The 22,520-nt window shown below is 28.4% G+C and carries 22 protein-coding genes; 4 read left to right on the top strand and 18 right to left on the bottom strand.

The genetic code is table 11. The features are described from left to right. The first annotated feature begins 11 nt into the window (after positions 1-11). Positions 12-575, top strand: coding sequence for a GNAT family acetyltransferase (locus KO488_RS05040; protein ID WP_216057702.1), 564 nt, complete (start codon positions 12-14; stop codon positions 573-575). Positions 576-606: 31 nt separating this feature from the next. Here the strand turns inward: KO488_RS05040 and KO488_RS05045 are convergent, their stop codons facing one another. From KO488_RS05045 to KO488_RS05080, 8 genes are all read right to left on the bottom strand, one after another. Next, a complete protein-coding gene (locus KO488_RS05045) occupies positions 607-2,853 on the bottom strand; it encodes a methyl-accepting chemotaxis protein (protein WP_216057703.1) in 2,247 nt (748 codons plus the stop codon). 23 nt (positions 2,854-2,876) lie between these two features. Further along, entirely contained in the window at positions 2,877-4,247 is a 1,371-nt protein-coding gene (locus KO488_RS05050) for an L-serine ammonia-lyase (protein ID WP_216057704.1), read from the bottom strand. Between the two features lie 100 nt (positions 4,248-4,347). Continuing rightward, on the bottom strand, positions 4,348-5,076 hold the full coding sequence (locus KO488_RS05055; protein WP_216057803.1) for an amino acid ABC transporter ATP-binding protein: 729 nt from the start codon (positions 5,074-5,076) through the stop codon (positions 4,348-4,350). A 40-nt stretch (positions 5,077-5,116) separates the two neighbouring features. Then, positions 5,117-6,196 carry an amino acid ABC transporter permease gene (locus KO488_RS05060; RefSeq protein WP_216057705.1) on the bottom strand — a complete coding sequence of 360 codons (1,080 nt, stop codon included), beginning with the start codon at positions 6,194-6,196 and terminating at the stop codon, positions 5,117-5,119. A 1-nt stretch (position 6,197) separates the two neighbouring features. Further along, positions 6,198-7,382, bottom strand: a complete 1,185-nt coding sequence (locus KO488_RS05065) for an amino acid ABC transporter permease (protein WP_216057706.1) — start codon at positions 7,380-7,382, stop codon at positions 6,198-6,200. A gap of 76 nt (positions 7,383-7,458) precedes the next feature. Next, a complete protein-coding gene (locus KO488_RS05070) occupies positions 7,459-8,475 on the bottom strand; it encodes an amino acid ABC transporter substrate-binding protein (RefSeq protein ID WP_216057707.1) in 1,017 nt (338 codons plus the stop codon). 228 nt (positions 8,476-8,703) lie between these two features. After that, complete coding sequence (locus KO488_RS05075) at positions 8,704-9,096, bottom strand: hypothetical protein (protein WP_216057708.1); 393 nt, start codon at positions 9,094-9,096, stop codon at positions 8,704-8,706. Between the two features lie 9 nt (positions 9,097-9,105). Then, a complete protein-coding gene (locus tag KO488_RS05080) occupies positions 9,106-10,107 on the bottom strand; it encodes an Lrp/AsnC family transcriptional regulator (protein WP_216057709.1) in 1,002 nt (333 codons plus the stop codon). 123 nt (positions 10,108-10,230) lie between these two features. Here KO488_RS05080 and KO488_RS05085 point away from each other — a divergent pair, with 123 nt between their 5' ends. Both KO488_RS05085 and KO488_RS05090 read left to right on the top strand, forming a co-directional pair. Continuing rightward, a complete protein-coding gene (locus tag KO488_RS05085) occupies positions 10,231-10,611 on the top strand; it encodes a hypothetical protein (protein WP_216057710.1) in 381 nt (126 codons plus the stop codon). An 87-nt stretch (positions 10,612-10,698) separates the two neighbouring features. Then, positions 10,699-11,328 carry a Crp/Fnr family transcriptional regulator gene (locus KO488_RS05090; RefSeq protein ID WP_216057711.1) on the top strand — a complete coding sequence of 210 codons (630 nt, stop codon included), beginning with the start codon at positions 10,699-10,701 and terminating at the stop codon, positions 11,326-11,328. On the opposite strand, the gene KO488_RS05095 is transcribed toward KO488_RS05090, so the two are convergent. The 5 genes from KO488_RS05095 to KO488_RS05115 form a co-directional block, all read right to left on the bottom strand. After that, complete coding sequence (locus tag KO488_RS05095; protein WP_216057712.1) at positions 11,311-14,229, bottom strand: methyl-accepting chemotaxis protein; 2,919 nt, start codon at positions 14,227-14,229, stop codon at positions 11,311-11,313. The two genes, KO488_RS05090 and KO488_RS05095, sit on opposite strands and share 18 nt — an antisense overlap. Before the next feature lie 137 nt (positions 14,230-14,366). Further along, the gene (gene cobA / locus KO488_RS05100) at positions 14,367-15,098 is read right to left on the bottom strand and encodes a uroporphyrinogen-III C-methyltransferase (protein ID WP_216057713.1); all 732 of its coding nucleotides are present in this window, start codon (positions 15,096-15,098) and stop codon (positions 14,367-14,369) included. 2 nt (positions 15,099-15,100) lie between these two features. Beyond that, positions 15,101-16,195: a cytochrome D1 domain-containing protein gene (locus KO488_RS05105; protein WP_216057714.1), complete on the bottom strand. Its 1,095-nt coding sequence runs from the start codon at positions 16,193-16,195 to the stop codon at positions 15,101-15,103. Position 16,196: 1 nt separating this feature from the next. Further along, positions 16,197-17,318 (bottom strand): radical SAM/SPASM domain-containing protein, encoded by a 1,122-nt coding sequence (locus KO488_RS05110; RefSeq protein WP_216057715.1) that lies wholly within the window; start codon positions 17,316-17,318, stop codon positions 16,197-16,199. Between the two features lies 1 nt (position 17,319). Beyond that, positions 17,320-17,649: a c-type cytochrome gene (locus KO488_RS05115; RefSeq protein ID WP_216057716.1), complete on the bottom strand. Its 330-nt coding sequence runs from the start codon at positions 17,647-17,649 to the stop codon at positions 17,320-17,322. A gap of 132 nt (positions 17,650-17,781) precedes the next feature. Between KO488_RS05115 and KO488_RS05120 the strand changes: the two genes are divergently transcribed. Further along, positions 17,782-17,967, top strand: coding sequence for a hypothetical protein (locus KO488_RS05120; RefSeq protein ID WP_216057717.1), 186 nt, complete (start codon positions 17,782-17,784; stop codon positions 17,965-17,967). An 81-nt stretch (positions 17,968-18,048) separates the two neighbouring features. Here KO488_RS05120 and KO488_RS05125 read toward each other — a convergent pair whose 3' ends face one another. From KO488_RS05125 to KO488_RS05145, 5 genes are all read right to left on the bottom strand, one after another. Beyond that, positions 18,049-19,767 carry a nitrite reductase gene (locus tag KO488_RS05125; RefSeq protein WP_216057718.1) on the bottom strand — a complete coding sequence of 573 codons (1,719 nt, stop codon included), beginning with the start codon at positions 19,765-19,767 and terminating at the stop codon, positions 18,049-18,051. Between the two features lie 61 nt (positions 19,768-19,828). After that, positions 19,829-19,987 (bottom strand): hypothetical protein, encoded by a 159-nt coding sequence (locus KO488_RS05130; RefSeq protein WP_216057719.1) that lies wholly within the window; start codon positions 19,985-19,987, stop codon positions 19,829-19,831. 10 nt (positions 19,988-19,997) lie between these two features. Beyond that, positions 19,998-21,419, bottom strand: a complete 1,422-nt coding sequence (locus tag KO488_RS05135) for a cbb3-type cytochrome c oxidase subunit I (RefSeq protein WP_216057720.1) — start codon at positions 21,417-21,419, stop codon at positions 19,998-20,000. Continuing rightward, positions 21,409-22,083: a c-type cytochrome gene (locus KO488_RS15375; protein WP_216057721.1), complete on the bottom strand. Its 675-nt coding sequence runs from the start codon at positions 22,081-22,083 to the stop codon at positions 21,409-21,411. The genes KO488_RS05135 and KO488_RS15375 overlap by 11 nt, the downstream gene beginning before the upstream one ends. A 15-nt stretch (positions 22,084-22,098) precedes the next feature. Beyond that, positions 22,099-22,428 (bottom strand): hypothetical protein, encoded by a 330-nt coding sequence (locus KO488_RS05145; protein WP_216057722.1) that lies wholly within the window; start codon positions 22,426-22,428, stop codon positions 22,099-22,101. Positions 22,429-22,520 lie beyond the last annotated feature (92 nt).

The following is a 22,520-nucleotide window of genomic DNA, read 5'->3' on the forward strand; positions in this document are numbered from 1 at the left end:
TGGAGAAAGATATGCAATTAAAAATAGCCCAATTAAAAGATATAGACAATATATTAAAATTACATGCAAAATACCAACTAGCAACAATAAAAGAAGAAGATAAAAAAGACGGATTTGTTACAACTGGATTCTCTTATGAGGAATTAAAAGATATTATAGAGCAAGAGCGGGGGATATTCATAGCTGTTGAAGATGATATTGTTTTAGGATATGTTATGTCAGCTTCCTGGCAGTTTTGGTCTAAATGGCCAATGTTTGTTCATATGATAAAAGATTTACCAAAGTTAAACTATTTAGGACAGACTTTAAGTATAGATAACTCATACCAATATGGACCTGTTTGTATTGATAAAAGTGTAAGAGGAAGTGGACTTCTTGAAAAACTTTTTGATTTTGCACTAGAATCTATGTCAAAAAAATATCCAATTCTTGTAACATTTGTAAATAAGATCAATGAAAGATCATATGAAGCTCATAAAAGAAAGTTAGGTCTTGATGTAATTCAAGAGTTTGAATTCAATAGTAATAATTATTATGAAATGGTATATGATACTTCAAAAAGAGTACAGTATTAGTTTTTTTAGTTATTTTATAGAAGAGAAAGTCTTATAGACTTCTCTTCCCTTCAAAGTTATTTTTATTTACACTTTCAACTACACCTTGAGCAATCTTATTTGTATTCATTGAAATAGAGTTTGTTTTATTTGCAATTTCTGCATTTTCTTGAGTAAATCTATCTAATCCATTAATATTATCACTAATTAAGTTCATACCTTGTGTTTGTTCTTTTGCTGCATTAGTTACATCAGTTATAAGTTTATTTGTCTCATTTATTTTATCTTCTAATTCTTCAAACCCAGAAATCATTTTAGAACTGATTTCTTTACCTTCTTTGGTCTGCATTGTTGCGGATTCAACTAAATTTTTTATCTCTTGTGCAGCTTCAGCACTTCTTGCTGCAAGATTTCTTACTTCTTGTGCAACAACTGCAAAACCTTTTCCAGCTTCTCCAGCTGTTGCTGCTTCAACTGCTGCATTTAATGATAAAATATTTGTTTGAAATGCAATTTGGTCAATTACGGAAATAGCTTCATTAATTGTTTGTACTTTTTCATTAATTTCATCCATTGATATAACAGTTTTGTTTGCTAAGTTTTTACCTTCTTGTGAAGAGTTTTTTGTATTTGAAGATACTATAAACATTTCTTGTGTTTTTTGACTCGTTTGGTTTATATTATCTGATATTTCAGTTATTGATGCAGCTATTTCTTCTAAAGAAGCAGCTTGGTTATTTGCATTCTGGTTTAAAGTATTTACATTTTGTGATAGTTTTGTTGAACTCTCTTCTAGTTGTATACCATCAGTTTGATTATCGATTAACATTTGAGTAATCATGTTATTCATAACTAAAATTTCATTTCCAATTTTACCGCAAGTATTTGAATCTAATTTTTTTGTAAAATCTCTTTTTGCGTAACTAGCTAGGACATCACTTAAAATATTTATATCTTTTCCTACAAAACTTTCTAAATTTTCTAGCATTTTATTTATTAAATCTTTTAACTCATTTAATGCCTCTGTACTACAAGATAGTTGAATTCTTTTTTCTAAATGACCAGAACTTACCTCACTAACAACATCTTTTACATTTGAAATTAACTTATTGTCTTCTGTTATATGTTTTTTAATATCTTCAATATTTTCATTGACAATATTGGCCATTCTACCAATTTCATCATTGCTTGTAACTCTAATTTTTTCTACATTATCTTTTGATTTATTTAAATATGAGAAAAAGTCAAGAAGACCATCTTGGAATTTTTCTATTGGATTTGAGATTACTTTATTTATTAAAATAAAGATAACACTTAATAATATAAGTGTTAAAATAATAGTAGCAATAATAAATACTTTTTGTACTTGAGTAGATATTTCTAGAAATTCATCTTGATATGAACCTGCAACAATAATCCAATTCCATTTTTCATAGTTTGCAAAGGCAACAACTTTTGTTGCACTTTTATCTTTATCTTTATATTCATAATGAATAACACCATTTCTCTTTTTTAAAATATTTTTGATAAAAGATTTATTATTCTCATCTTTTAAATCTGATATATTTTTACCTTCAAGTGTTTTATGCAGTAATAACTTACCTTCTTCATCTAAAATATAAATATATCCAGTTTCTCCAATAACAACTTCTTTTAACTTGTCTTTTAAAGTTTCTAGTCCTTTAGTAAAATCATATCCAATATATAAAGCACCAATAATTTCATCATTTTTAATAATAGGAGAATAAACCGACATATAGTCTTTTCCTTCAATTCTTTCTAATCCTATAAATTTTTCTTTCTTCTCAATATTTTTATAATTTTGAGTATTCTTATCTATTTTATCTAGAAGAATTCTTTCTTTTTTTTCATTTCTTAAAGATGAAGTAATTCTTATATATTCATTTTTATCTTTTACATATATTGCAGATACTGCACCCGTTAATTCAGTAAAATGATCAACAGGATCAAAATTTTTATTTAATCTTGAAAACCCATCATATAATGTTAATGTTTCTACTCCATTAATTTTAGTTGTTTGCGTACCTTTTTTTCTTAAATTTAAAAAAGATTTTTCAAAAACATTCATAAGAATTAATGAATTAACTTCTAAAGAGTCATTATATATTTCAGCAGTTTGATAATAGTTCTGTACTTGTAATTGTAGATTAGATTCTAGTTCTTTTATTAGATTTTTATTTATATTTGAAATTATAAAAGTTGTAAAAATAGTCATTAAAATTAGAATTGTAATTCCTATTAAAACAGAGAATTTCTTATTTATTGTATTCTTTGTCATAAAATATCCTTTTTATTTGTAACTTAACATTCAACATAATGAACAGCTAAGCCACCTTTTGATGTTTCTTTATATTTATTTTGCATATCTTTCCCTGTTTGATACATAGTTTTAATAACTGAATCTAGTGAAACATAATGTATGCCATTGCCATTTAGAGCCATTCTTGCTGCATTTACAGCTTTCATGGAGGCCATTGCATTTCTTTCAATACAAGGTATCTGTACAAGACCTCCTATTGGATCACAAGTAAGTCCTAAATTATGTTCCATTGCAATTTCCGCTGCATTTTCTATTTGTTTAATTGTTCCACCTAAAAACTCAGCCATTGCTCCTGCTGCCATTGAACAAGCAACTCCTACTTCTCCTTGACATCCTACATCAGCACCTGAAATAGATGCATTTCTTTGATATAAAAGACCAATAGCACCTGCTGTTAGTAAAAAATCTATAATTACTTTTTCCTTATCTTCTTTACTTAATAAAAAATCAATAATATAATGTAATACAGCAGGGATTATTCCTGCTGCTCCATTTGTGGGAGCTGTTACTACTCTTTTCCCTGAAGCATTTTCTTCATTTACTGCTAAGGCATATAGATTAATCCAATCAACAAAAGCTAATGGATCTATTGTTCTTTTATCTTTTAATTTTTGATATATTTTATAAGCTCTTTTAGGTACATTAAGTCCTCCTGGAAGTATACCATCACTATTTAATCCATTATTTACGCAAGTTTGCATTACTTTCCATATATCCAAAAGAGACTCTTTAGTTTCTTTTTCACTTCTATAAGCTTTTTCATTTTCTAAAATTAATTGAGCAATCGTAAGTTTGTTTTCTTGACATAGGTTTAATAATTCTTTTGCATTAGAAAAATTGTAAGGTAAAACTATTTCATCATTTTCTAAGGTATTGCTCTTATTAATTTCATCATCACTTACAACTTCTCCACCACCAATAGAATAATATATTTTAGAAAACAACTCTTCTTTTGAGTCATAAATAGCTATTTTTATTCCATTTGGATGAAAAGGAAGTGATTTCCTTTGATGTAATATTAAATCATTTTTTATTGAAAATTTAATAGTTTTTTCATTTAATAGTTTGATTGTTGATGTATTTTTTATATCATTAATCAATTCTTCTATTTTATTAGTATCTATAGTTTTAGGATGCTCTCCTATTAATCCTAATAAAACAGCAATATCACTTTGATGCCCAATTCCTGTTGAACCTAATGATCCAAAGAGTTCTATTTTAATTCTCGTGATTTTTGGAAAGTAATTTTGCTCTTTTATTAAAGTAGTGAAGTTTTTAGTAATTATCATGGGTCCTACTGTATGAGAACTTGATGGTCCAATTCCTATTTTAAAAAGATTAAGTATAGTCATTTGATACCCTTAATATAAAGTATTTAAAAGTTTTAGATAAAAAGTTAGATATGAATACTCTTATTAGAGTATTCATATTAATATTGTGTTTGTTTTATTTTTAGTGGTCTAAAATTTGTTCTAAGAACATTTTTAATCTATCAGATTGAGGATTGTCAAAGAATTCATGAGGAGTATTTTCTTCAACTATTTGACCTTGATCCATAAAAATTACTCTATCTGCAACTTTTTTTGCAAATCCCATTTCATGTGTAACACAAACCATAGTAATCCCATCATCTGCAAGTTCTGTCATAACATCTAGAACTTCTCCAATCATTTCAGGGTCTAAAGCTGCTGTTGGTTCATCAAATAGCATAATATCTGGATCTGAACATAAACATCTAGCAATAGCCACACGTTGTTGTTGACCCCCAGATAGTTGGTTAGGATACTTATCTGCTTGGTCTGCAATTTTAACTCTTTCTAAATAATGCATTGCAGTTTTAATAGCTTCTTTTCTTGGTTTTTTACCAACCCAAGTAGGTGCTAAAATTAGATTTTCCAAAATTGAAAGATGAGGGAAAAGATTAAAGTGTTGAAATACCATTCCAACATGAGTTCGCACTTCTCTAATTCTTTTTACATCTTCCGTTAATTCTAATCCATTAACAATAATTTGTCCTTCTTGAAAAGGCTCAAGTCTATTAATACATCTAATAGTAGTAGACTTTCCTGAACCAGAAGGTCCACAAATTACAACTCTCTCACCTTTTTTAACTTTTAAGTTAACATTTTTAAGTACATGAAAATCTCCATACCATTTGTTAACTTCGTTCATTTCTATCATATGTTCTAATTCACTCATAATTTTTTCCTATTCTTATCTACTATTTGTGATCTGTATTAAATTTATCTTCAATTGATTTAGCATATCTAGACATACTAAAACAAATAACCCAATAAATCATCGTTACAAATACATAACCTTCTGTTTCAAAACCAAGCCAGTTAGTATCACTGTTTGTTAGTGTTACCATTGCTAAAATATCAAATAACCCAATAATTAAAATAAGTGTTGTATCTTTAAATAAAGAAATAAATGACCCAACAATATTTGGTATTGAAATTTTAAGTGCTTGTGGAAGTATAATTAATCCCATAGCTTTCCAATAAGTTAATCCTAAAGCATCTGCTGCTTCATATTGACCTTTTGGAATAGCTTGTAATCCACCACGCACAACTTCTGCAATATAAGCAGCTTGGAATAATGTAATACCAATTAATGCTCGAAGTAATTTATCAAAATCCATTCCCTCAGGGAAGAATAAAGGTAAAATTACAGAAGACATAAATAATAAAGTAATTAGTGGAACTCCTCTAATAAACTCAATATAAATTACACTAAGTGTTTTAATAATTGGCATATTAGATTGTCGACCAAGGGCGAATAAAATACCAATTGGGAAAGATGCAATAATACCAACTGAAGCCACAATAATAGTAAGAAGTAATCCTCCCCATTTTTCTGTTTCAACAACTTCTAATCCAAAACCACCTGCTACAAGAATATAAGTGATAATAGGGAAAGAAATAATGATAAATGCTTTTACTTTTATGCTATGAATTTTTTTAAATGCAATTACGTATGCAACAAAAATAAATAATGCTAAGTTTGGTCTCCAATAAAGTTCTTCTGGATAGAAACCATAAATAAATTGATTGAATTTTTCAAAAATGAAAATCCATCTAGCACCTTCTTTTGTAATCTCTTCTTTTGTACCACTCCAAGTAGCATCAAAAATCATCCAATCTAATAAAGGTGGAATCGTTACATATAAAAGATAAAAAGATACTATTGTTAATATAGAACTAAGTATTGAAGAGAATAAATTCTCTTTTACCCAGTGAATTATACCTTTTGTACCTAAAGGAGCTGGTCTTGCTTTTAGTGTTTCATAAGTTGCCATCTTATCTCTCCTTTATTTGCATTCTAGAGTTTATATAATTCATTAAAATAGAAATTAATATACTCAATGTTAAATAAACGGCCATGGTCATTAAAATAATTTCAATAGCTTGTCCAACCTGATTTAAAGATGTTCCTGAGAATATTGTTACAAGCTCAGGATAACCAATTGCAGTTGCAAGTGATGAGTTTTTTACTAAGTTAAGATATTGATTAATCACAGGTGGAATAATAACTCTTAAAGCTTGTGGTAAAACTACTTTCTTTAAAATTACTGAATCTTTTAGTCCTAATGCACTAGCTGCTTCTTTTTGACCTTTTGGAACTGCTTCAATACCTGCTCGAACTGCTTCTGCTATATAAGTAGCTGTATAGATACTAAGAGCAAATGCAAGTGCAAGTAATTCAGGAATTAAAGTCCATCCACCTTTAAAGTTAAAACCTTTAAGTTCAGCTACTTCTAAAGTTGCTGGGCTTCCACTTACTAAGAATACAAGAAGAGGAGCAGCAATTAATATAGCTAGTGAAACCCAAAAAGTTGGAAACACTTTTCCTGTTTCTTCTTGTTTTTTATTTGCCCATTTTGAAAGGTAAATAACTGAAGCAATTGCAATAATAAATGCAATAATTACAGCTGTAAACCCACTTTCTAGAATTGGTCTTGGTATATATAAACCACGATTATTAAAGAAGATTGAATCAAAGAAAGAGATACTTTGTCTTGGACTTGGTAGTGAGGCTAATACAACATTATACCAGAACAGAATTTGTAATAAAATTGGAATATTTCTAAATGTCTCTACATAAATAAGAGATAATTTAGCAACCATAAAGTTTTTTGATAATCTACCAATACCAACTAAAAGTCCTATTATTGTTGCAAATATAATACCAATTACCGAAACTAGTATAGTATTTAATAATCCAACAATGAAAACTTTTCCATGTGTATCTGATTCATCATATTCGATTAATGATTGAAGTATTCCGAATCCAGCTTCTGAACCTAAAAAATCGAATCCTGTATTAATCCCACGCTTTTCAATATTTATAAACATATTATTTATAACAAAATATGTTAAAAGAAATATTAGTACTAATGCTACTATCTGATAGATAATAGCTCTATTATCAGGGTTGTTATAAAAAGCAACCTGTGGCTGTTTGGCCCTTTTGTGTTTATTCATTTTTTTGCCTTGTCATTAAAAAAGGGGGAATTAAATTTCCCCCTCGCTACTAAATAATTAATATCTTTGTGATCTATTATCTAATAGGTGCACCATATTGAAGTCCACCATCATTCCAAAGTTTATTTAAACCTCTTGAAATTTTAAGTGGTGAATCTTTTCCAACGTTCTTCTCAAATGACTCACCATAGTTTCCAACATTTTTAATAATATTGTATGCCCATTTAGCATCTAAACCTAAGTTTTTACCAGACTCACCAGACTCACCTAAGATTCTTTTAATTCCAGGGTTTTTAGATTTTAACATTGAATCAACATTTGCTTGTGTAATACCAAATTCTTCAGCATTTAACATAGCAATATGAGACCATTTAACAATATTAAACCATTTATCATCACCTTGTCTTACAACAGGACCTAATGGTTCTTTAGAGATAATTTGAGGTAATACTTCAACAGATGAAGGATCTTTTACTTTTAATACTAAACCATATAGTTGAGAAGCATCAGAAGTTACAACATCACAACGACCTGATTTAAATCCTTCAATAGTTTGACCAGATGTATCATAAGTAATTGGTTTATAAGTCATTTTATTAGCTTTGAAATAATCAGTTAAGTTTAGCTCAGTAGTAGTTCCTGCTTGAATACAAACAGTTGCTCCATCTAATTCTAAAGCAGATTTAACACCGATACTTTTAGAAACTAAGAAACCTTGACCATCATAGTAGTTAACACCAGCAAAGTTTAAACCTAAAGAAGTATCTCTAGTATTTGTCCAAGTTGTTGATCTAGCTAACATATCAATTTCACCACTTTGAAGTGCTGTAAATCTTTCTTTAGCAGTTAATGGAACATATTTAACTTTTGATGCGTCACCAAATACAGCAGATGCAACAGCTTTACACATATCAACATCTAAACCTTTCCAAGCTCCACTAGAATCAGTAGCTGAGAATCCAGCAATACCAGTTGAAACACCACAACTTAGTGTACCGTTCTTTTTAACATTTTCTAGTGTATCTGCAGATGCAAAACTTGAAGCTAACGCTAAAGCAGCAACTGATAATGAGGCAGTTTTTAATAATTTCATTTTCTATCCTTATGTTTTTTAATTGATTTTAATTTTCTTATTTATATTAAGCTATAAATAAACTAACACAAGTAGTATAAAATTATTAAGTAGCAATTGCATAGCATAATTTGTATATTTTTTAAACAATATTAAATAAATTACTTAAAATGTCTTCTTTTCTTCTATTTAATTGCAGATATTATTACAATTAATTTAATTAAATTAAACTAATTATAATAATTTTGATTATTTTTTAGTTTCTAAAACGATAGGGATATATTTTATACATCTAGCAGAGAAGAACTTTCTAGAATAGTTAGGAGAGCTGAACATATGGTTTTCTAGCGTCCATTCATTAGATTTTTCAATCGTTACACTTTGTGCAACTTTTCTAATCATTCTACTTTCACAGATAACTTTATCTCCCTGTTTAAATGCATTTTCTACATTATTCATCCTATCACTTGTAACATAAAAGTGCATTCCTATAAATATAGCAATAGCAGGACCCATAAAAATCAATCCTCTTTTTACTGAACCTTTACTCATAAAAGATCTACTTGTTACAATTAAAGTGATTACTAATGCGAATAAACCAATTCCTAAGTATCCTGCTTCTAGTTTAAAAAATAGTTCCATCTTTTTTCCTTATTTTATATATTTATCTTCCCACTGTTTGAATTCATCACTAAAGTATTTAATTCTAATCTTTTTAAATTCTCTAGATGAATAAAGTGGCATATTTGATTTGTATGATATTTCTTTTTGAATACTTTCAATCACAGCTTGTGTATCTTCTTTTGTTTTTCCATGAATCATAGTAAATAGATTATAGTTCCAAGTAGGGTACTTAGGTCTTAAATAACAGTGTGAAACTGCTGAAAAAGATGCTGCTATCTCACCAATTCTTTCACCTTCTTCACCTTCTTCTATATCCCAAGCTACCATTGCATTTGCACCAAAACCAGCTTTTCTATGATTTAAAATGCATGCAAATCTTCTCATAACTCCTGAGTCTTGAAAGTCTTGTAATGCTTGGAAAAACTCATCATAAGTAATACCTAGTTTTTCAACTATTTCTTTAAATGGTTCTGAAACTATTTCAATATCATTTTGAGCTTCTTTGATAATATTATAATGATAAGGTGTTAATTCTATATCTTTAAATTTCTTTTTTTCAAGAGTTTCTTTTTTATCTTGTTTATTAGTTGTATCTAATTTCACAGATATTTTAAAAAGTTTTAAAGTAGGTAATAAAATATAATCACTAGCTTTTGTAAGTTTTGATAAAAGCTTTACTGTATCTTCTAAATTGGATTTAGATTCAGGGGAGATTGCTATTGTGAACCAGATATTATACTTATGATTTCTTTCATAATTATGTGAAATACCAGGATGTGAGTTTAAAATGATTACTGCATCATCTATTTTATCTTCATCAATCTCAAAAGCTACAAGAGAAGATTTATAAGTTAATTTTTTCGTATCAAAAATTGCAGATGTCTGTCTAATGATATTATTTTCTTTCTCTTCTTGTAAGATTTTTATTACTTTATCTTCACTTGTATTTAGCTCTTTTGCAATTTGTAAAAAAGGTCTAATCACTAGAGGAAAGCTCTTTTGTACTCTATATAGTATTTCATCTTTCATATGTATTCCTATAATCAATTTTGAGAAAGTATATCAACTATTTTTTCTTTGTGCCTTGATATATATTAAGTATTTGATTTATAAATTTAACTATAATTTTTCTATGAACTTTAAGGATGAAAAATGAAATTAAGTAGATTATTAATAGTAGCATTTTTTGCTGTATTTATGTTTTTAGCATTGATGGCTTTAAAAGAGGGAATGCCTAGTAAAAAAGATGAAAGAGTTTATCCACTTTTACAACAACACATGCCATATATTTTGGAAAAAAGAGCTGGTGGACTAACTATTAAAAGTAAAATTACAGGTATAAAAGAAAAACCACCTGCAAAAGAAGTTTTTTTAAGATTAGAACAATTAGAAAAACAATGGGGACAAGAGGCTTTAAAACTTGATGGTATGACTTTATCTATATTTGATAAAGATAAAAAAGAAATAGCAAAAATAATTCTTCAAAATGACGCTGAGCTTTCTTGGATTAAAGAGTATTTTGAATTAAAATAAAATATTTTGACTTAATACAAGTCAAGACAAAAAAGCAAAAATTTAACTATACTTTCTATTAAATAATTTTAAAAATTAGGAGAGTAAATGAAAGTACAGTTAAAAGATGTTTTTTTATTTAAAGATTTGTGTGATGATACCTTATCTCAAATAGAAGAATTTACAACCTTACTTAAATTATCAAAAGACAATATTCTCTTTTATGAAGGTGACGAATCAGAGTATTTATATATTCTTACAAAAGGTATCGTAAAACTTTATAAAACAGCTTCTAATGATAAAGAAATTATTATGAAATATTTTCATTCCAATGAATTGATTGCTGAGGTTGCTAATTTTGAAGAAATACCTTATCCAGCAACTGCACAATGTTTTATGGAATGTGAAGTTTTAAGAATAGATTTTGCAAAACTAAAAGAGATTATATATGATGATCCAAAACTATCATTTATAATACAAAGATCGCTTATTAAAAAAATTAGGAATTTAGAAAAATTAGTATCTTTACATGTTGTTCTTGATTCAAAAGAAAGAATTGCAAAGTATTTGTGTGAACATACAGAAGATTTTTTTAATACAAAAAATATTATGGTTGCTGAAATATTAAATATTTCTCCTGAAACGCTATCTAGAATGTTAAGAGTTTTTAAAGATGATGGCTTAATAGATAGTAAGGCAAAAACAGTTGATAAAGAAAAGTTAAAACTTTTCTTTTAAATCTTGATTTAATAAGTCATTTAGATTATCAAAAACTGCAATAGTTGAATCTTCTATTGCAGCTGCTGTTTGTCTTAAAGTACTATTATCTGTTCTTAAAGAATTTTCCAATAAGTATTTTTGTACATTTTTATGTACTTTTTCATGATTTATTTTTAAATCTTCCCATTGTTTTATTTTTGTAAAACTTTTATTTTTTTGTTCACTAGAACTTATCCATTTCCCCATATTACAAGATTTACAGTCTTTTACTTGTTGGTTTTTAAAGTTGTTTAATTCTGAATAATATTTCTTCTTAAAATCAATATGGTCATTTTTATATTTTGATACTTCTTTAATTAAATCTATATTTCTAACCATTTTATAATACTTCTTATCAATCTTTGATTGCTCAGTAATTTGGATTAAGTTATTAGATAGTATTGATACTTCATTTGATAATATATCAATATTTGAAGCTGTCAGTGCATTTTTTTGAGTTGTTGAATCTAGTCTTGAGATAGTTTCGTTTATTTGGATAATTTCTATTTCTTGTTCCTTACTATATTTTGTAACATTCTCAATAATATCTTTAGTTTGAGTGATTTTTTCACTCAAGTTATCATAACCTTTTATCATCTCATTTGCTATTATTTTTCCTTCATTAGATTTAATACTGGCACTTTGAACTAATTTTTTTATATCTCGTGCTGCATTTGCACTTTTTGAAGCCAAGTTCCTAACTTCTTGTGCAACAACTGCAAAGCCTTTTCCTGCTTCTCCAGCAGTTGCTGCTTCAACTGCTGCATTTAGTGATAAAATATTTGTTTGAAATGAAATCTGGTCTATTATTGTAATTGCTTCATTAATAGCTTTAACTTTATCATTTATCTCATCCATTGAAGTAGAAGTTTGAATAGCCCCTTTACTCCCAATACTTGAAGCATTGTTTAGTTCATCTGCAATTTCCATCATTTGAAACATATTTGTATTGTTATTTTTTATATTTGCAGTGATTTGTTCTAAAGAAGCGGAACTTTGCTCTAAAGAACTTGCTTGTTCTGTTGATGAAATTGTCAGTTCATTAGAAGAGAGTGTTAATGTTTTTGTATTGTTTTCAAGAGCCATTCCTGAATTTGTAATCATAGCAATTAATTCTGATGAGGATTGTCCTAAAAGAATAGTAGAACTATATAAAGTTCCAAAATCTCCATACATACCTTTTATATGTATTTCATCTAACTTAAAATCATAATTACCTTTAGCATAATTATTCAATAAAATATTTATATTATCTATTTTTAATTTTGTTCTATTAATCATTTTATTTATAATATGAACTAAAGAAGATAACTCTTTTGTAGCTGCTTCTTCTTTTATAGAATATGCTAAAAATCCATTATTTACTTTTTCCATAACATCGGTAATTTCTAAAACAACTTTTTTATCTTTTTCAATAATCTTTTCAATTTTAGCAATTTGAATATTCATATTTTTTGTCATTTTTGCAAATTCATCATTTCCTCTAATCTCTTTTAATTTAATAAAATCTGTTTCTCTTAATGAATATGAGAAGAAAGCATCTAAGTTATCTTGGAATTTACAAATAGATTTGTTTATTTTATTTGTAAAAATTGTAATTGTTAGAAAAATTATGAAGAGTAAAGCTATTATGAAACAAACAAATAAATAAATATGAGTATTTAAGTTAGAAATATTTGTATTAATATTTAAAATAATATCTTCAACTATGTTATCTTTTATTTCTTCTAAAGAGGCTATTCTTTTACTTGATGATTCTTCCCATTTTACAATATTTGAACCATAAATATTTTTTGATAATTTGATTAAAGCTTTTATTGTTCTTGAATCTTTAAGACTTGACTCTTCTAAATTAGAATTTTCATAAGCTTTAGACATATAAGAATCAAATGTTTCTTGAATTTGATTTAATAATAAACTCTCTTCACTTGTAATATTTTTTAATCTTTTATACTTCTTTATATTTCTTAGCATTTTTGTATGATTTTTTTGAATTTCATTTAACTGTTTATTACTTCCTTCTAATACAAAATTTTTGTAAGAATGAATAATTCCACCATATCCAATAGCTTCTTTTATATCAGAAAGAAGCTTGTCTTTTTTCATTTTGATATATATTAATTTTCTAAAACTTTCTAGTTCTAAGAAACCTTTTGAAGTGATTTGTTTTTTATAAAAATCATATTGTTTTATTGATAAGTTTTTAACTAAAATATCTAAATAAGAGTTTTGTGAAGAAACAGAAAATAAAAGATTATTGTAATCATTAGTTGATATTGAGTTACGATTAAAAATATTTTTAACAATATTTTTTTCATCGTAAGCATTTTCAATTACATTGACTAAAGATAAGTATGCTTGTGATAGTTTTGATAAATCATTTTCAGTTGAATAAACTAATAAATCATCAAAAAAAGAGATTAGACTTTTATTTAAATCATTATAATAGTTAATTATTGAACTTGAATCAATTCTTAATTTTTCTGATCTTTCTCTTATAAATTTTATCTTTGAAATATTATTTTTAAAGATATTTATCTTTTTAAGTAGATTATTATCTCTTTTTGCAAGTTCAAATTCATCTAAAAAGATATCTAGGTTAGCTAGGACTTTATTACTTATGTTTATTTGTTCAGTTACTTCTGTTTTACCAAGTTCTCCATAACTATCTAGGTAAGAAATTATTAAAGCTCTTTCTTTTTGTAGACTAGTTAAAAGCTTTGAAACTCTTACTGTAAAATCAATATAGCTTGATGTTGTACTTATTCTTTGTTCTTTTTCGAACTTGTCATAAACTGAAAGTGAAGATAAAATCAATATAGCCATAATTGGTAAAGTCAATATTAATTTTATTTTATTTTTTAATTTTAAGTTACTCATTTTTACCTCGAAAGTTAGTTCTTTCGTAATATATTATTAATAGATTGAATATAAGATTAGGTACCTAAAATATGTAACCAAAATGTAATTTTGAAGTTATTTATTAATTATTTTTTATTTTTACTTAGATTAATGGACTAATAAGTCCATTTAATCTTTTCTCTTAATTTTACAACTTCTCCTACAACTATAATTGCAGGTGTTGGCATATTTTTAGAATCTTCTACAATATTTTCTAAAGTTGAAACAACAACTTCTTGTTCAGGTGTAGAACCTTTAGAAATTACAGCACATGGGTAGTTTTTATCTTTTCCATATTTCATTAATTTTCTTGTAATTAATCCAATATTATGGAATCCCATTAAGAAGATTAAAGTTTCATCATTTAAAAAACTTTCCCATTCTATTTGAGAAATTCTTTTATTTGGTGATTCATGACCCGTTACAACTCTAAATGATGTTGTAACTCCTCTATGAGTTACTGGAATTCCTGCATATGCTGGAACTGAAATAGCTGATGTAATACCTGGAATGATTTCAAATTTTATCTCTCTTTCAAATAGATAAATAGCTTCTTCACCACCTCGTCCAAATACGAAAGGATCTCCACCTTTTAATCTTACAACTTTTTCATGCTTTAAAGCTGCTTGATAAATGATTTCATTTATTTCATCTTGAGGAACAGAATGCTTACCATCTTGTTTCCCTACATAGATTAGTTCACAGCCTTCTTTTGCTGTTTCTAAAATCTTTGGATTTGCTAATCTATCATAAATAATGATATCTGCTTCGCTTACTATCCTAGCAGCTTTTACAGTCATCAAATCAATAGCGCCAGGGCCTGCGCCTGTTAAGTATACTTTACCCATTTTTATTTTCCATCCTCATATATAAATATTCCTGAAGGTTTTTTGATATTAAATATTTCTCTATTTAAAAACCACTCTTTTGTATGTATTACTGCTACTTTATTTGTATCATTTACAGATACATATAGTTGTGGAGATACATTTGACCATCTTACGTGTAAAACTTTTCCATCAAAATTAAAAGTATGAATTATTTCTAATGTTGTTGTATCAATTATCTGAATTGTAGGAAAATCCTTTCCTGAATAAGTAACTGCTAAATATTTTTTATCAGGACTTAAACTTGTAAATACAGGTAAACCTTGTGTTTCAATATTTTTAATAAACTTAAAATCTTTATCATAAACTAAAACTTTATTATCACCAACTGCTGGAACAAATACTTTATCTCCACCAATACTCCAAAAACCAAAGTGGGGAACTTTAAGTACCGTCTTTCTTTCATCACTTAAAAATATTTTGATTTTTTTGTATGACATTGTATCTAAATCTACAACTCCGTAATGTGGTGATGTAAAGAAACCTACAATATAGTTATTATCTTTTATCATTGCGTCAAAAGGTAACTGTCCTACGTCTTTAAACTCTTTAAAAACTTCAAAATTTGCAGTTCCAACTCCTAGGTTAATATCTTTATACACAGATATTATGTCATTATCCATTTGTGAAAAGATTAAATAATCTTTATAGATTTTAATTCCTACATTTTTAGAGTTTGTTTTTATTTTTTTAATAGGATTTAAATCTCTATCTAAAATATCAACACTTTTATCATCATAGTTTGCAACTGCTACATAATTCTTTCCAATTACAAAACCAATTGCTGATTTTGATGTTTTATATTCTGCTAATATTTTCTCAGCTTCAGGATCAAATTTAATCACATAGCCATCTCTTGAAATCACATAACCATCTTTTCCTTCAAACTTTACAACACCATGATTCATGTTGTGCATACCTTCTATATTTGATCTTTTCAAGCCCTTATAGATAGTTGCTAATGATGAGTTTTCTCTTTCAACTACAAAGAATTTCTCTTTTGCATAAACTGAACTTATTGCTATAAGTGCTACAAATATTATTTTAAAAAGTTTCATATTAATTCCTAATTTCTTCATTTGATAAATAACAAGATGGATCTTCTTCCCATAAATCTCCACTTATTGCATAAGCTCTTGATCTAGAACCACCATTACAAATGTCAATATATTTACAATCATGACATCTTCCTTTTATATCTCTTGGACTTTTTCTTAATTGATTTAAAATATCATTCTTTTTAGAAGTCCAAATCTCATCAAAAGGAGTTTGTAAATAGTTTCCAACAGTAAATGGAAAAAATGGATCTGGTTTAACATTCCCAGCCCAATCCATATTTCCAAGTCTATTTCCAGCAGAGTTCCCACCCCAAGCTTTTAGTTTTTGTTCTAATATTTCTACTTTTTGAGGATAATCTTTTTTAAATCTATTCAATAATAAAATAGAATCCATTTCCATATTCCCAGTAACTAGGTCGATTTTACTGTTATTCTTATAATATTCAAAGGCTTTGTCGATTATAAATTCAACATATTCTCTTCTTTGCTCTTTAGAAATATCAATTTCAAGGTTTTCTTCACCTCGTCCTGAATAAACTAAGTGTGAAATATATAATTTATCTACATTAAGTTCCTCACATAAATCAAACATTTTATAAAAACTATCTTGAGTTTCTTTTGTGATAGTAAATCTAATACCAGCATTTCCACCATGTTTTTGAACTAGTTTAATTGCCTCAATAGATTTTTTATAAGCACCTTTTTGTCCACGAAATTGGTCATGAATTTCTTCAATACCATCAATAGAAATACCAATATAATTAAATGTATCGATAATCTTATCAACATTCTTTTCATTTATATATATACCATTTGTAGAAAGATAAGTCATAATCCCATTATCTTTCATACTTTGAGCAATATCAAAAATATCTTTTCTTAAAAGTGGCTCTCCACCTGAAAAAATCACAAAATTTACGCCACCTTTTTTTAGTCTTTTGATTGTTTCTTCAATCTCTTCAAAAGTTAGTGTATCTTTTTCATTTGCATCAGCTTTACTATAACAATGATGACAAAATAAATTACAACGATTTGTAAAATTCCAAATCATTATGGAACCATTAAGTGTTCTTGATTTTTGATTTCCAAGTGTTGTTTTAATAAGGTTTGAAAGTCTAAACATTCTAATTATCCTTTTTTGATTTATAAGTATAGATAAAATGAGTTATTGCATTTATCTCTTCTTGTGAAAGTTTGCCTTCAAAACTTGGCATTACAGATCTTTTATGTCCAAATTGTTCATATAAAGATTTAGGGGCTACTATATATCCTTGAATTTCTCCTTTTGTTCTAGCATCTGCAATCTCTTGAAATGATGGTCCAAAGGCTACAGAAGTTTGATGATGACATCCCCAACAATATGTTCTAAATACTTTTTCCCCACTTATATTTTGAGCAAAACTAAATGAACAAAAAAATAATAGAAGCAGAGTTAGCTTTCTTTGTATTCTCATTCTGTACTCCTTATTTTTTATATTAAATGTTAACATAAATGAGAAATCTTACACTTGACGGCTATCAATATTATATGTATATAATTAGATAAAATTACATATATATTTTGATTAAATACTTAGGAGCATAATATGGAAGTTATAATCACTTTAGTTTTTTCATCAGCAATGTTGATTTTTATGATTTATCCAGCTATGAAAATAGTAGAGTTTATAGAAACAAAAACAGAAGTTAATAATAAAATGTATAATATTTTGACAGTAGTTCTTACTATTGTTTTATCTCTTGTTATTGGAATGGGATTATATTATTTATAAAATAAGTAGAAGTAGTAGAATTTTAAGTATATGATAAATAAAATATTCATCTCCTAAGAGATGAATATTTATTCTTCTTAATTATGCACCAGGAATATTTTGTCTGTGTTCAACAGAATAAGTAAATGTAGGAGTAGTTAAGTTATTAATATATTTAATAAATTTACCAGTCTTAGATTCATAAATACCAATTCTTCCAGTTGTCCACTCAGATATCATTGTCCATTTACCATGATTTGCAGGTTCTGCATGTAATAATCTTGGTTGAACAGGATTTTTAATCTCATCACCTAATTTTTCTGTATGTTTAATAATTTTGTCTTTACCTATTTGAGGATTAGACTCAGGGAATGAAAGTGTTTCATATTGCGTTGCATCCCAAGTTTGTAAAACTTTTTTAGTTTTAGCATCAATTAATTGACCAACTTTTTTACCAACTTTAACAATTCTATCAGTTTCTAAAGTCTCTTTATTAATTAAATAAACTTCATTATAAGTTTCAGGACTTCCAATTACAGTATCTGCCCAAAGATAAGGTGTATCATGTGCCGTTCCTATAAATAATCCACCACCAGAAGTTTCAACTTTTTTAATAATTTCCCAGTTTGAATCCCAAATTACAACAAGACCAAGGTTCATAGAAACAGTAGCATGTAATTGTTTACCCATTTTTTTGTTAAACCAAGAAGATCCTTGACCTGGATGTGGCTTAGTTTTTTTACCTGTATAAACTTTCGCAGCTAAATTTTTCTCTTTATAATCAACAATACCCATAACATCACTTCCTTGAGAAGCAATCATGTAATATCTACCAAAATCTTCACCTTCGTCTTCATTTAAGAATGCATCATGAAGTACTTCACCAATATTTGGAACATCTCCAACAATTGGGAAATCAGGTTTTGAATAATCAATAATATATACTCTACCTGCATCTTTTAATGCCATTGCAAAATAAGGACCATAAGGAGTATCAGCTAAAGAAGCTACTCTAGACGCTTCAATTTGACCTTTCATATTAATTACAGCAGATGTATCATATGCTTTTAATGGTTCTAAAGTCATTGCATCACAAAGTACTGCTCCACCTGGAGTGTAGTTTCCTGCAATAATATATTTACCATCAGGTGATACTGCCAATCCTCTTGATTCAAAACCAACTTGAACAGTTGCTAATGCTGGTTGACCAGGTGCTGCAATATCAAACATAGTTAATCTTCCCGATCTTGAGATTGAGTATGCATATCTAGGGTTTGTTTTATTAGTTACAGTTACGTGAACAGCAAATCCAGCTTTATGTCTTGATAATACTTTTCCATTTGTTGAATCTATAAAGTCAACTAAAGAGGCATCTCTTTCAGTTGCAAATGTAATATCTAAAACAGATTCAGTATCATGTGATTTTGTATATTTCTTAGCTAATGCTTCTCTATCTGCTAATTTAGTCCAAGTTGAATGAATTTGATCAAAATCTAATTTATAATTAGTATTATCTTTCCAATCCATTAACCAATCAACCATACCATCAGCATCATCTTTAGAAAATGAATGATCCCATTTAGGCATTGCAGTATTAGGAATACCATTTAAAATTGCATCTCTTAAAACATGTCTTTCTTGTTTTTTTAAAGCTCCTGGTCTTAAATCTGACCCAACACCACCTTGGTGAATTGGTCCATGACATCCTTGACACTCTTTTTCATAAACTTCTGGAAAATTCATCTCTGAAGTACCTGCAAATAAAGAACCTGCTGTTACAACAGAACACGCTACTAAACTTAAAACTTTACCTAATTTCATAACTTCTCCCTTTTTAATTATTAAACATAATTTTGAGGGGAACACGACTTCCCCTTATTTCCTAATCTTCTAACTCTTCTTCTAATCTTTTCTTTTCAGATTTGTAAATCCAAAACATTGGAAGTACAATAAATGTATGAAGAAAAAGTGTCAATGTTAAAGGTCCTTGGTTTAATGTTGCAAAAAAACTAGGTACCAAATCTGTCATAGGTTCCCACATAATAAACTCCTTATCTTTCGTGAATAGGATTTTTAGAAGTAGTTAATAAATCTTTAACTAAATATATAAATCCAATGAATGTCATAATTCCAGTTGCTAATCTCCAACCTAAACCTTGAACAAACCAAACCATATCTTGAGAAACAAAGAACCCTTCCCAAGTTGCACCCATTTGAGCACGTTCAACAAGTACTTGACCGTATCCTGCAACTGTTAATGAAACAGTCATTCCCATTACACCAAGTATAATAAGGAAAAGTGCCATTTTACTATCAAAAGTTGATTTCATAACTTTGATACCATTTTTACCTTGAACACCCATATAGAACATACCTATTAAAATAGTTGCATAAGCTCCAAAGAATGCTAAGTGACCATGTGCAGACGTAAACTGCGTACCGTGTGTATAAATATTTACCTGTGGTAATGTGTGGAAGAATCCCCAAACACCAGCTCCTAAGAAGTTACCAAATGCATTAGCAACAAACCAAGAGAACGCAGGTGAGTTATTCATTACTTTTTCACCAGATTGAGAACCTTCTTTAATTCCAGTTTCTTTTCCCCAGTCATAAATAACATGAACAAACATAGCTACTAATGGTACAGGTTCAAGTGCAGAGAATAAAGCTCCAATTTCCCACCAGTACTCAGGAGTTCCTATCCAGAAATAGTGATGTCCCATACCTAAAATACCTGAACCAAATAGCATAGATACTTCAATCCATAACCACATTTCAACTACTTCTCTTCTAGCACCAATGATTTTGATTAATCCAAAAGATAATAAACAACCAACAAATACTTCCCAAGTTGCTTCAACCCATAAGTGAATTACCCACCACCACCAGTATTGATCAACAGAAATATTATCTGTCCAGAACATACCAGCTAGATAAAGACCAGCAAGTGCTAAAACATCTGCCATAAGTACTGTAACAATACCTGTTTGTCTACCTTTTAATGCAGTTGCAAAAAGATTGAAAACAAATACTAAAACAACGATAACAATACCAATATCAGCCCATCTTGGTGCTTCAATGTATTCTCTACCTTCATTAATAAACCAAATAGTAGCTTCAGTTGCAGGTCCAATTTGAACGATGATGTATACTAAAACAACAACAGTAACCGCAGCTGTTAAAACATAAAATCCTAGTTTTGCTAATTTGATTCCAACTGTTTCAATACCAGTTTCTTCTGGTAATAAGTAGTAAACAGAACCAATCATTGCGTATAACATCCAAACTACTAATGCATTAATATGTACCATTCTAGCTACAGAGAAATCAAAGATTTCAAAAAGAAAACTTGGATATAAGAACTGAGTAGCAGCAATAAGCCCCATTACTAATTGAGCACCAAATAAAATAGCAGCAACAACAAAATAGTTAATTGCTAGTTTTTGAGATTCAAATTTTAAATTATTTCCCATGAATCGCTCCTGTTACACCATCAGTTGACATCCTAGCAAAGTTTCTTGGGAAACCATTTGTGTCAATTGAAGACATGTGTTTTAAGAATGCTACAAGACCCATAGCTTCTTTTTCTGTTATATTAAGATCTGGCATCATTCTCTCATGAGTTGGATACTGTGAAGGATCTTGTAAAAACTTAGACATCGCTTCTTCTTTAGTACTTGAATTTGTCATTCCTAAATAAGGTCCATTTGGTCCCCATGCAGGATCTAACCAAGCTTTAGTTAAATCAGGAGCATAATATGCACCATTTCCTAATAATGTGTGACAATTCATACAGTTCTTAGCTTGAGATCCTAATTTTCCTAAATGAAGTAGTTCCGCAGCTTCTTCTTCGCTCCAATCATCCCTACCAAAGAATTTCTCTTTCTCACCAATAACTGGCACCTCATGACCTCTTCTAGTGTCCATTTCATAAGTAATCTTATAATTAATTACTGTCGGTGCTGGTACTCTTTTTGTAACACCAGCTTTTAAGTCAGCATCTGTACCCATTGTAATTTGGTTCATAGAATCGAATGTAAGCCAAATTAATAATATTGAAGCGAAACCTGTTACCCATCCTGCAGATCTTCTCCAAAAAGGTATGCTCGTCCAAACTGAAACAACTTTTTTTGACACTTTATCCTCCTTGTTTTATTTTTCGTATCTTTCTTCACTTCTAATATTCAAGTAGTAATATAAGTGTGGAAGGATTAAATAACACACCATTGTTACCATCAACACTTTAAATGTAAAAGGGTTGGTTTGAATTTTATCAGCTACAAAATACATACAATATGTTTGTAAAGCCCAAAACATATACGCAAAAGGCATATATATATTCTTTATTCTTTCTATTCTAACTAAGACATATATTGCTATATAAAATAGTCCAAATATCAATACAAATGAAGATGATAAAAATATTGGTAAGAAATCATTTAGCGCAATTTCTGGTCTAAGTATCGTAATCTCTCTAAGCATATTTCTACTCCTCTTTTGCTAATGCAAGAACTAGGAAAATTTTAGACTAAAGAGGGGTATAAAAAAATGATATATATCAAGTATGGGAGGAA

Source organism: Poseidonibacter lekithochrous (assembly GCF_018861145.1).
In the GTDB taxonomy this organism is placed as follows: domain Bacteria; phylum Campylobacterota; class Campylobacteria; order Campylobacterales; family Arcobacteraceae; genus Poseidonibacter; species Poseidonibacter lekithochrous_A.

Bases quoted from the DNA above. Each gene is read 5' to 3' on its own strand.
- KO488_RS05050 (WP_216057704.1), bottom strand. From the start codon at position 4,247: ATGACTATACTTAATCTTTTTAAAATAGGAATTGGACCATCAAGTTCT.
- KO488_RS05055 (WP_216057803.1), bottom strand. From the start codon at position 5,076: ATGATAGAAATGAACGAAGTTAACAAATGGTATGGAGATTTTCATGTA.
- KO488_RS05070 (WP_216057707.1), bottom strand. From the start codon at position 8,475: ATGAAATTATTAAAAACTGCCTCATTATCAGTTGCTGCTTTAGCGTTA.
- KO488_RS05085 (WP_216057710.1), top strand. From the start codon at position 10,231: ATGAAATTAAGTAGATTATTAATAGTAGCATTTTTTGCTGTATTTATG.
- KO488_RS05075 (WP_216057708.1), bottom strand. From the start codon at position 9,096: ATGGAACTATTTTTTAAACTAGAAGCAGGATACTTAGGAATTGGTTTA.
- cobA (WP_216057713.1), bottom strand. From the start codon at position 15,098: ATGGGTAAAGTATACTTAACAGGCGCAGGCCCTGGCGCTATTGATTTG.
- KO488_RS05095 (WP_216057712.1), bottom strand. From the start codon at position 14,229: ATGAGTAACTTAAAATTAAAAAATAAAATAAAATTAATATTGACTTTA.
- KO488_RS05110 (WP_216057715.1), bottom strand. From the start codon at position 17,318: ATGTTTAGACTTTCAAACCTTATTAAAACAACACTTGGAAATCAAAAA.
- KO488_RS05130 (WP_216057719.1), bottom strand. From the start codon at position 19,987: ATGTGGGAACCTATGACAGATTTGGTACCTAGTTTTTTTGCAACATTA.
- KO488_RS05040 (WP_216057702.1), top strand. From the start codon at position 12: ATGCAATTAAAAATAGCCCAATTAAAAGATATAGACAATATATTAAAA.
- KO488_RS05090 (WP_216057711.1), top strand. From the start codon at position 10,699: ATGAAAGTACAGTTAAAAGATGTTTTTTTATTTAAAGATTTGTGTGAT.
- KO488_RS05105 (WP_216057714.1), bottom strand. From the start codon at position 16,195: ATGAAACTTTTTAAAATAATATTTGTAGCACTTATAGCAATAAGTTCA.
- KO488_RS05060 (WP_216057705.1), bottom strand. From the start codon at position 6,196: ATGGCAACTTATGAAACACTAAAAGCAAGACCAGCTCCTTTAGGTACA.
- KO488_RS05125 (WP_216057718.1), bottom strand. From the start codon at position 19,767: ATGAAATTAGGTAAAGTTTTAAGTTTAGTAGCGTGTTCTGTTGTAACA.
- KO488_RS05045 (WP_216057703.1), bottom strand. From the start codon at position 2,853: ATGACAAAGAATACAATAAATAAGAAATTCTCTGTTTTAATAGGAATT.
- KO488_RS05120 (WP_216057717.1), top strand. From the start codon at position 17,782: ATGGAAGTTATAATCACTTTAGTTTTTTCATCAGCAATGTTGATTTTT.
- KO488_RS05145 (WP_216057722.1), bottom strand. From the start codon at position 22,428: ATGCTTAGAGAGATTACGATACTTAGACCAGAAATTGCGCTAAATGAT.
- KO488_RS05135 (WP_216057720.1), bottom strand. From the start codon at position 21,419: ATGGGAAATAATTTAAAATTTGAATCTCAAAAACTAGCAATTAACTAT.
- KO488_RS05065 (WP_216057706.1), bottom strand. From the start codon at position 7,382: ATGAATAAACACAAAAGGGCCAAACAGCCACAGGTTGCTTTTTATAAC.
- KO488_RS05115 (WP_216057716.1), bottom strand. From the start codon at position 17,649: ATGAGAATACAAAGAAAGCTAACTCTGCTTCTATTATTTTTTTGTTCA.
- KO488_RS05080 (WP_216057709.1), bottom strand. From the start codon at position 10,107: ATGAAAGATGAAATACTATATAGAGTACAAAAGAGCTTTCCTCTAGTG.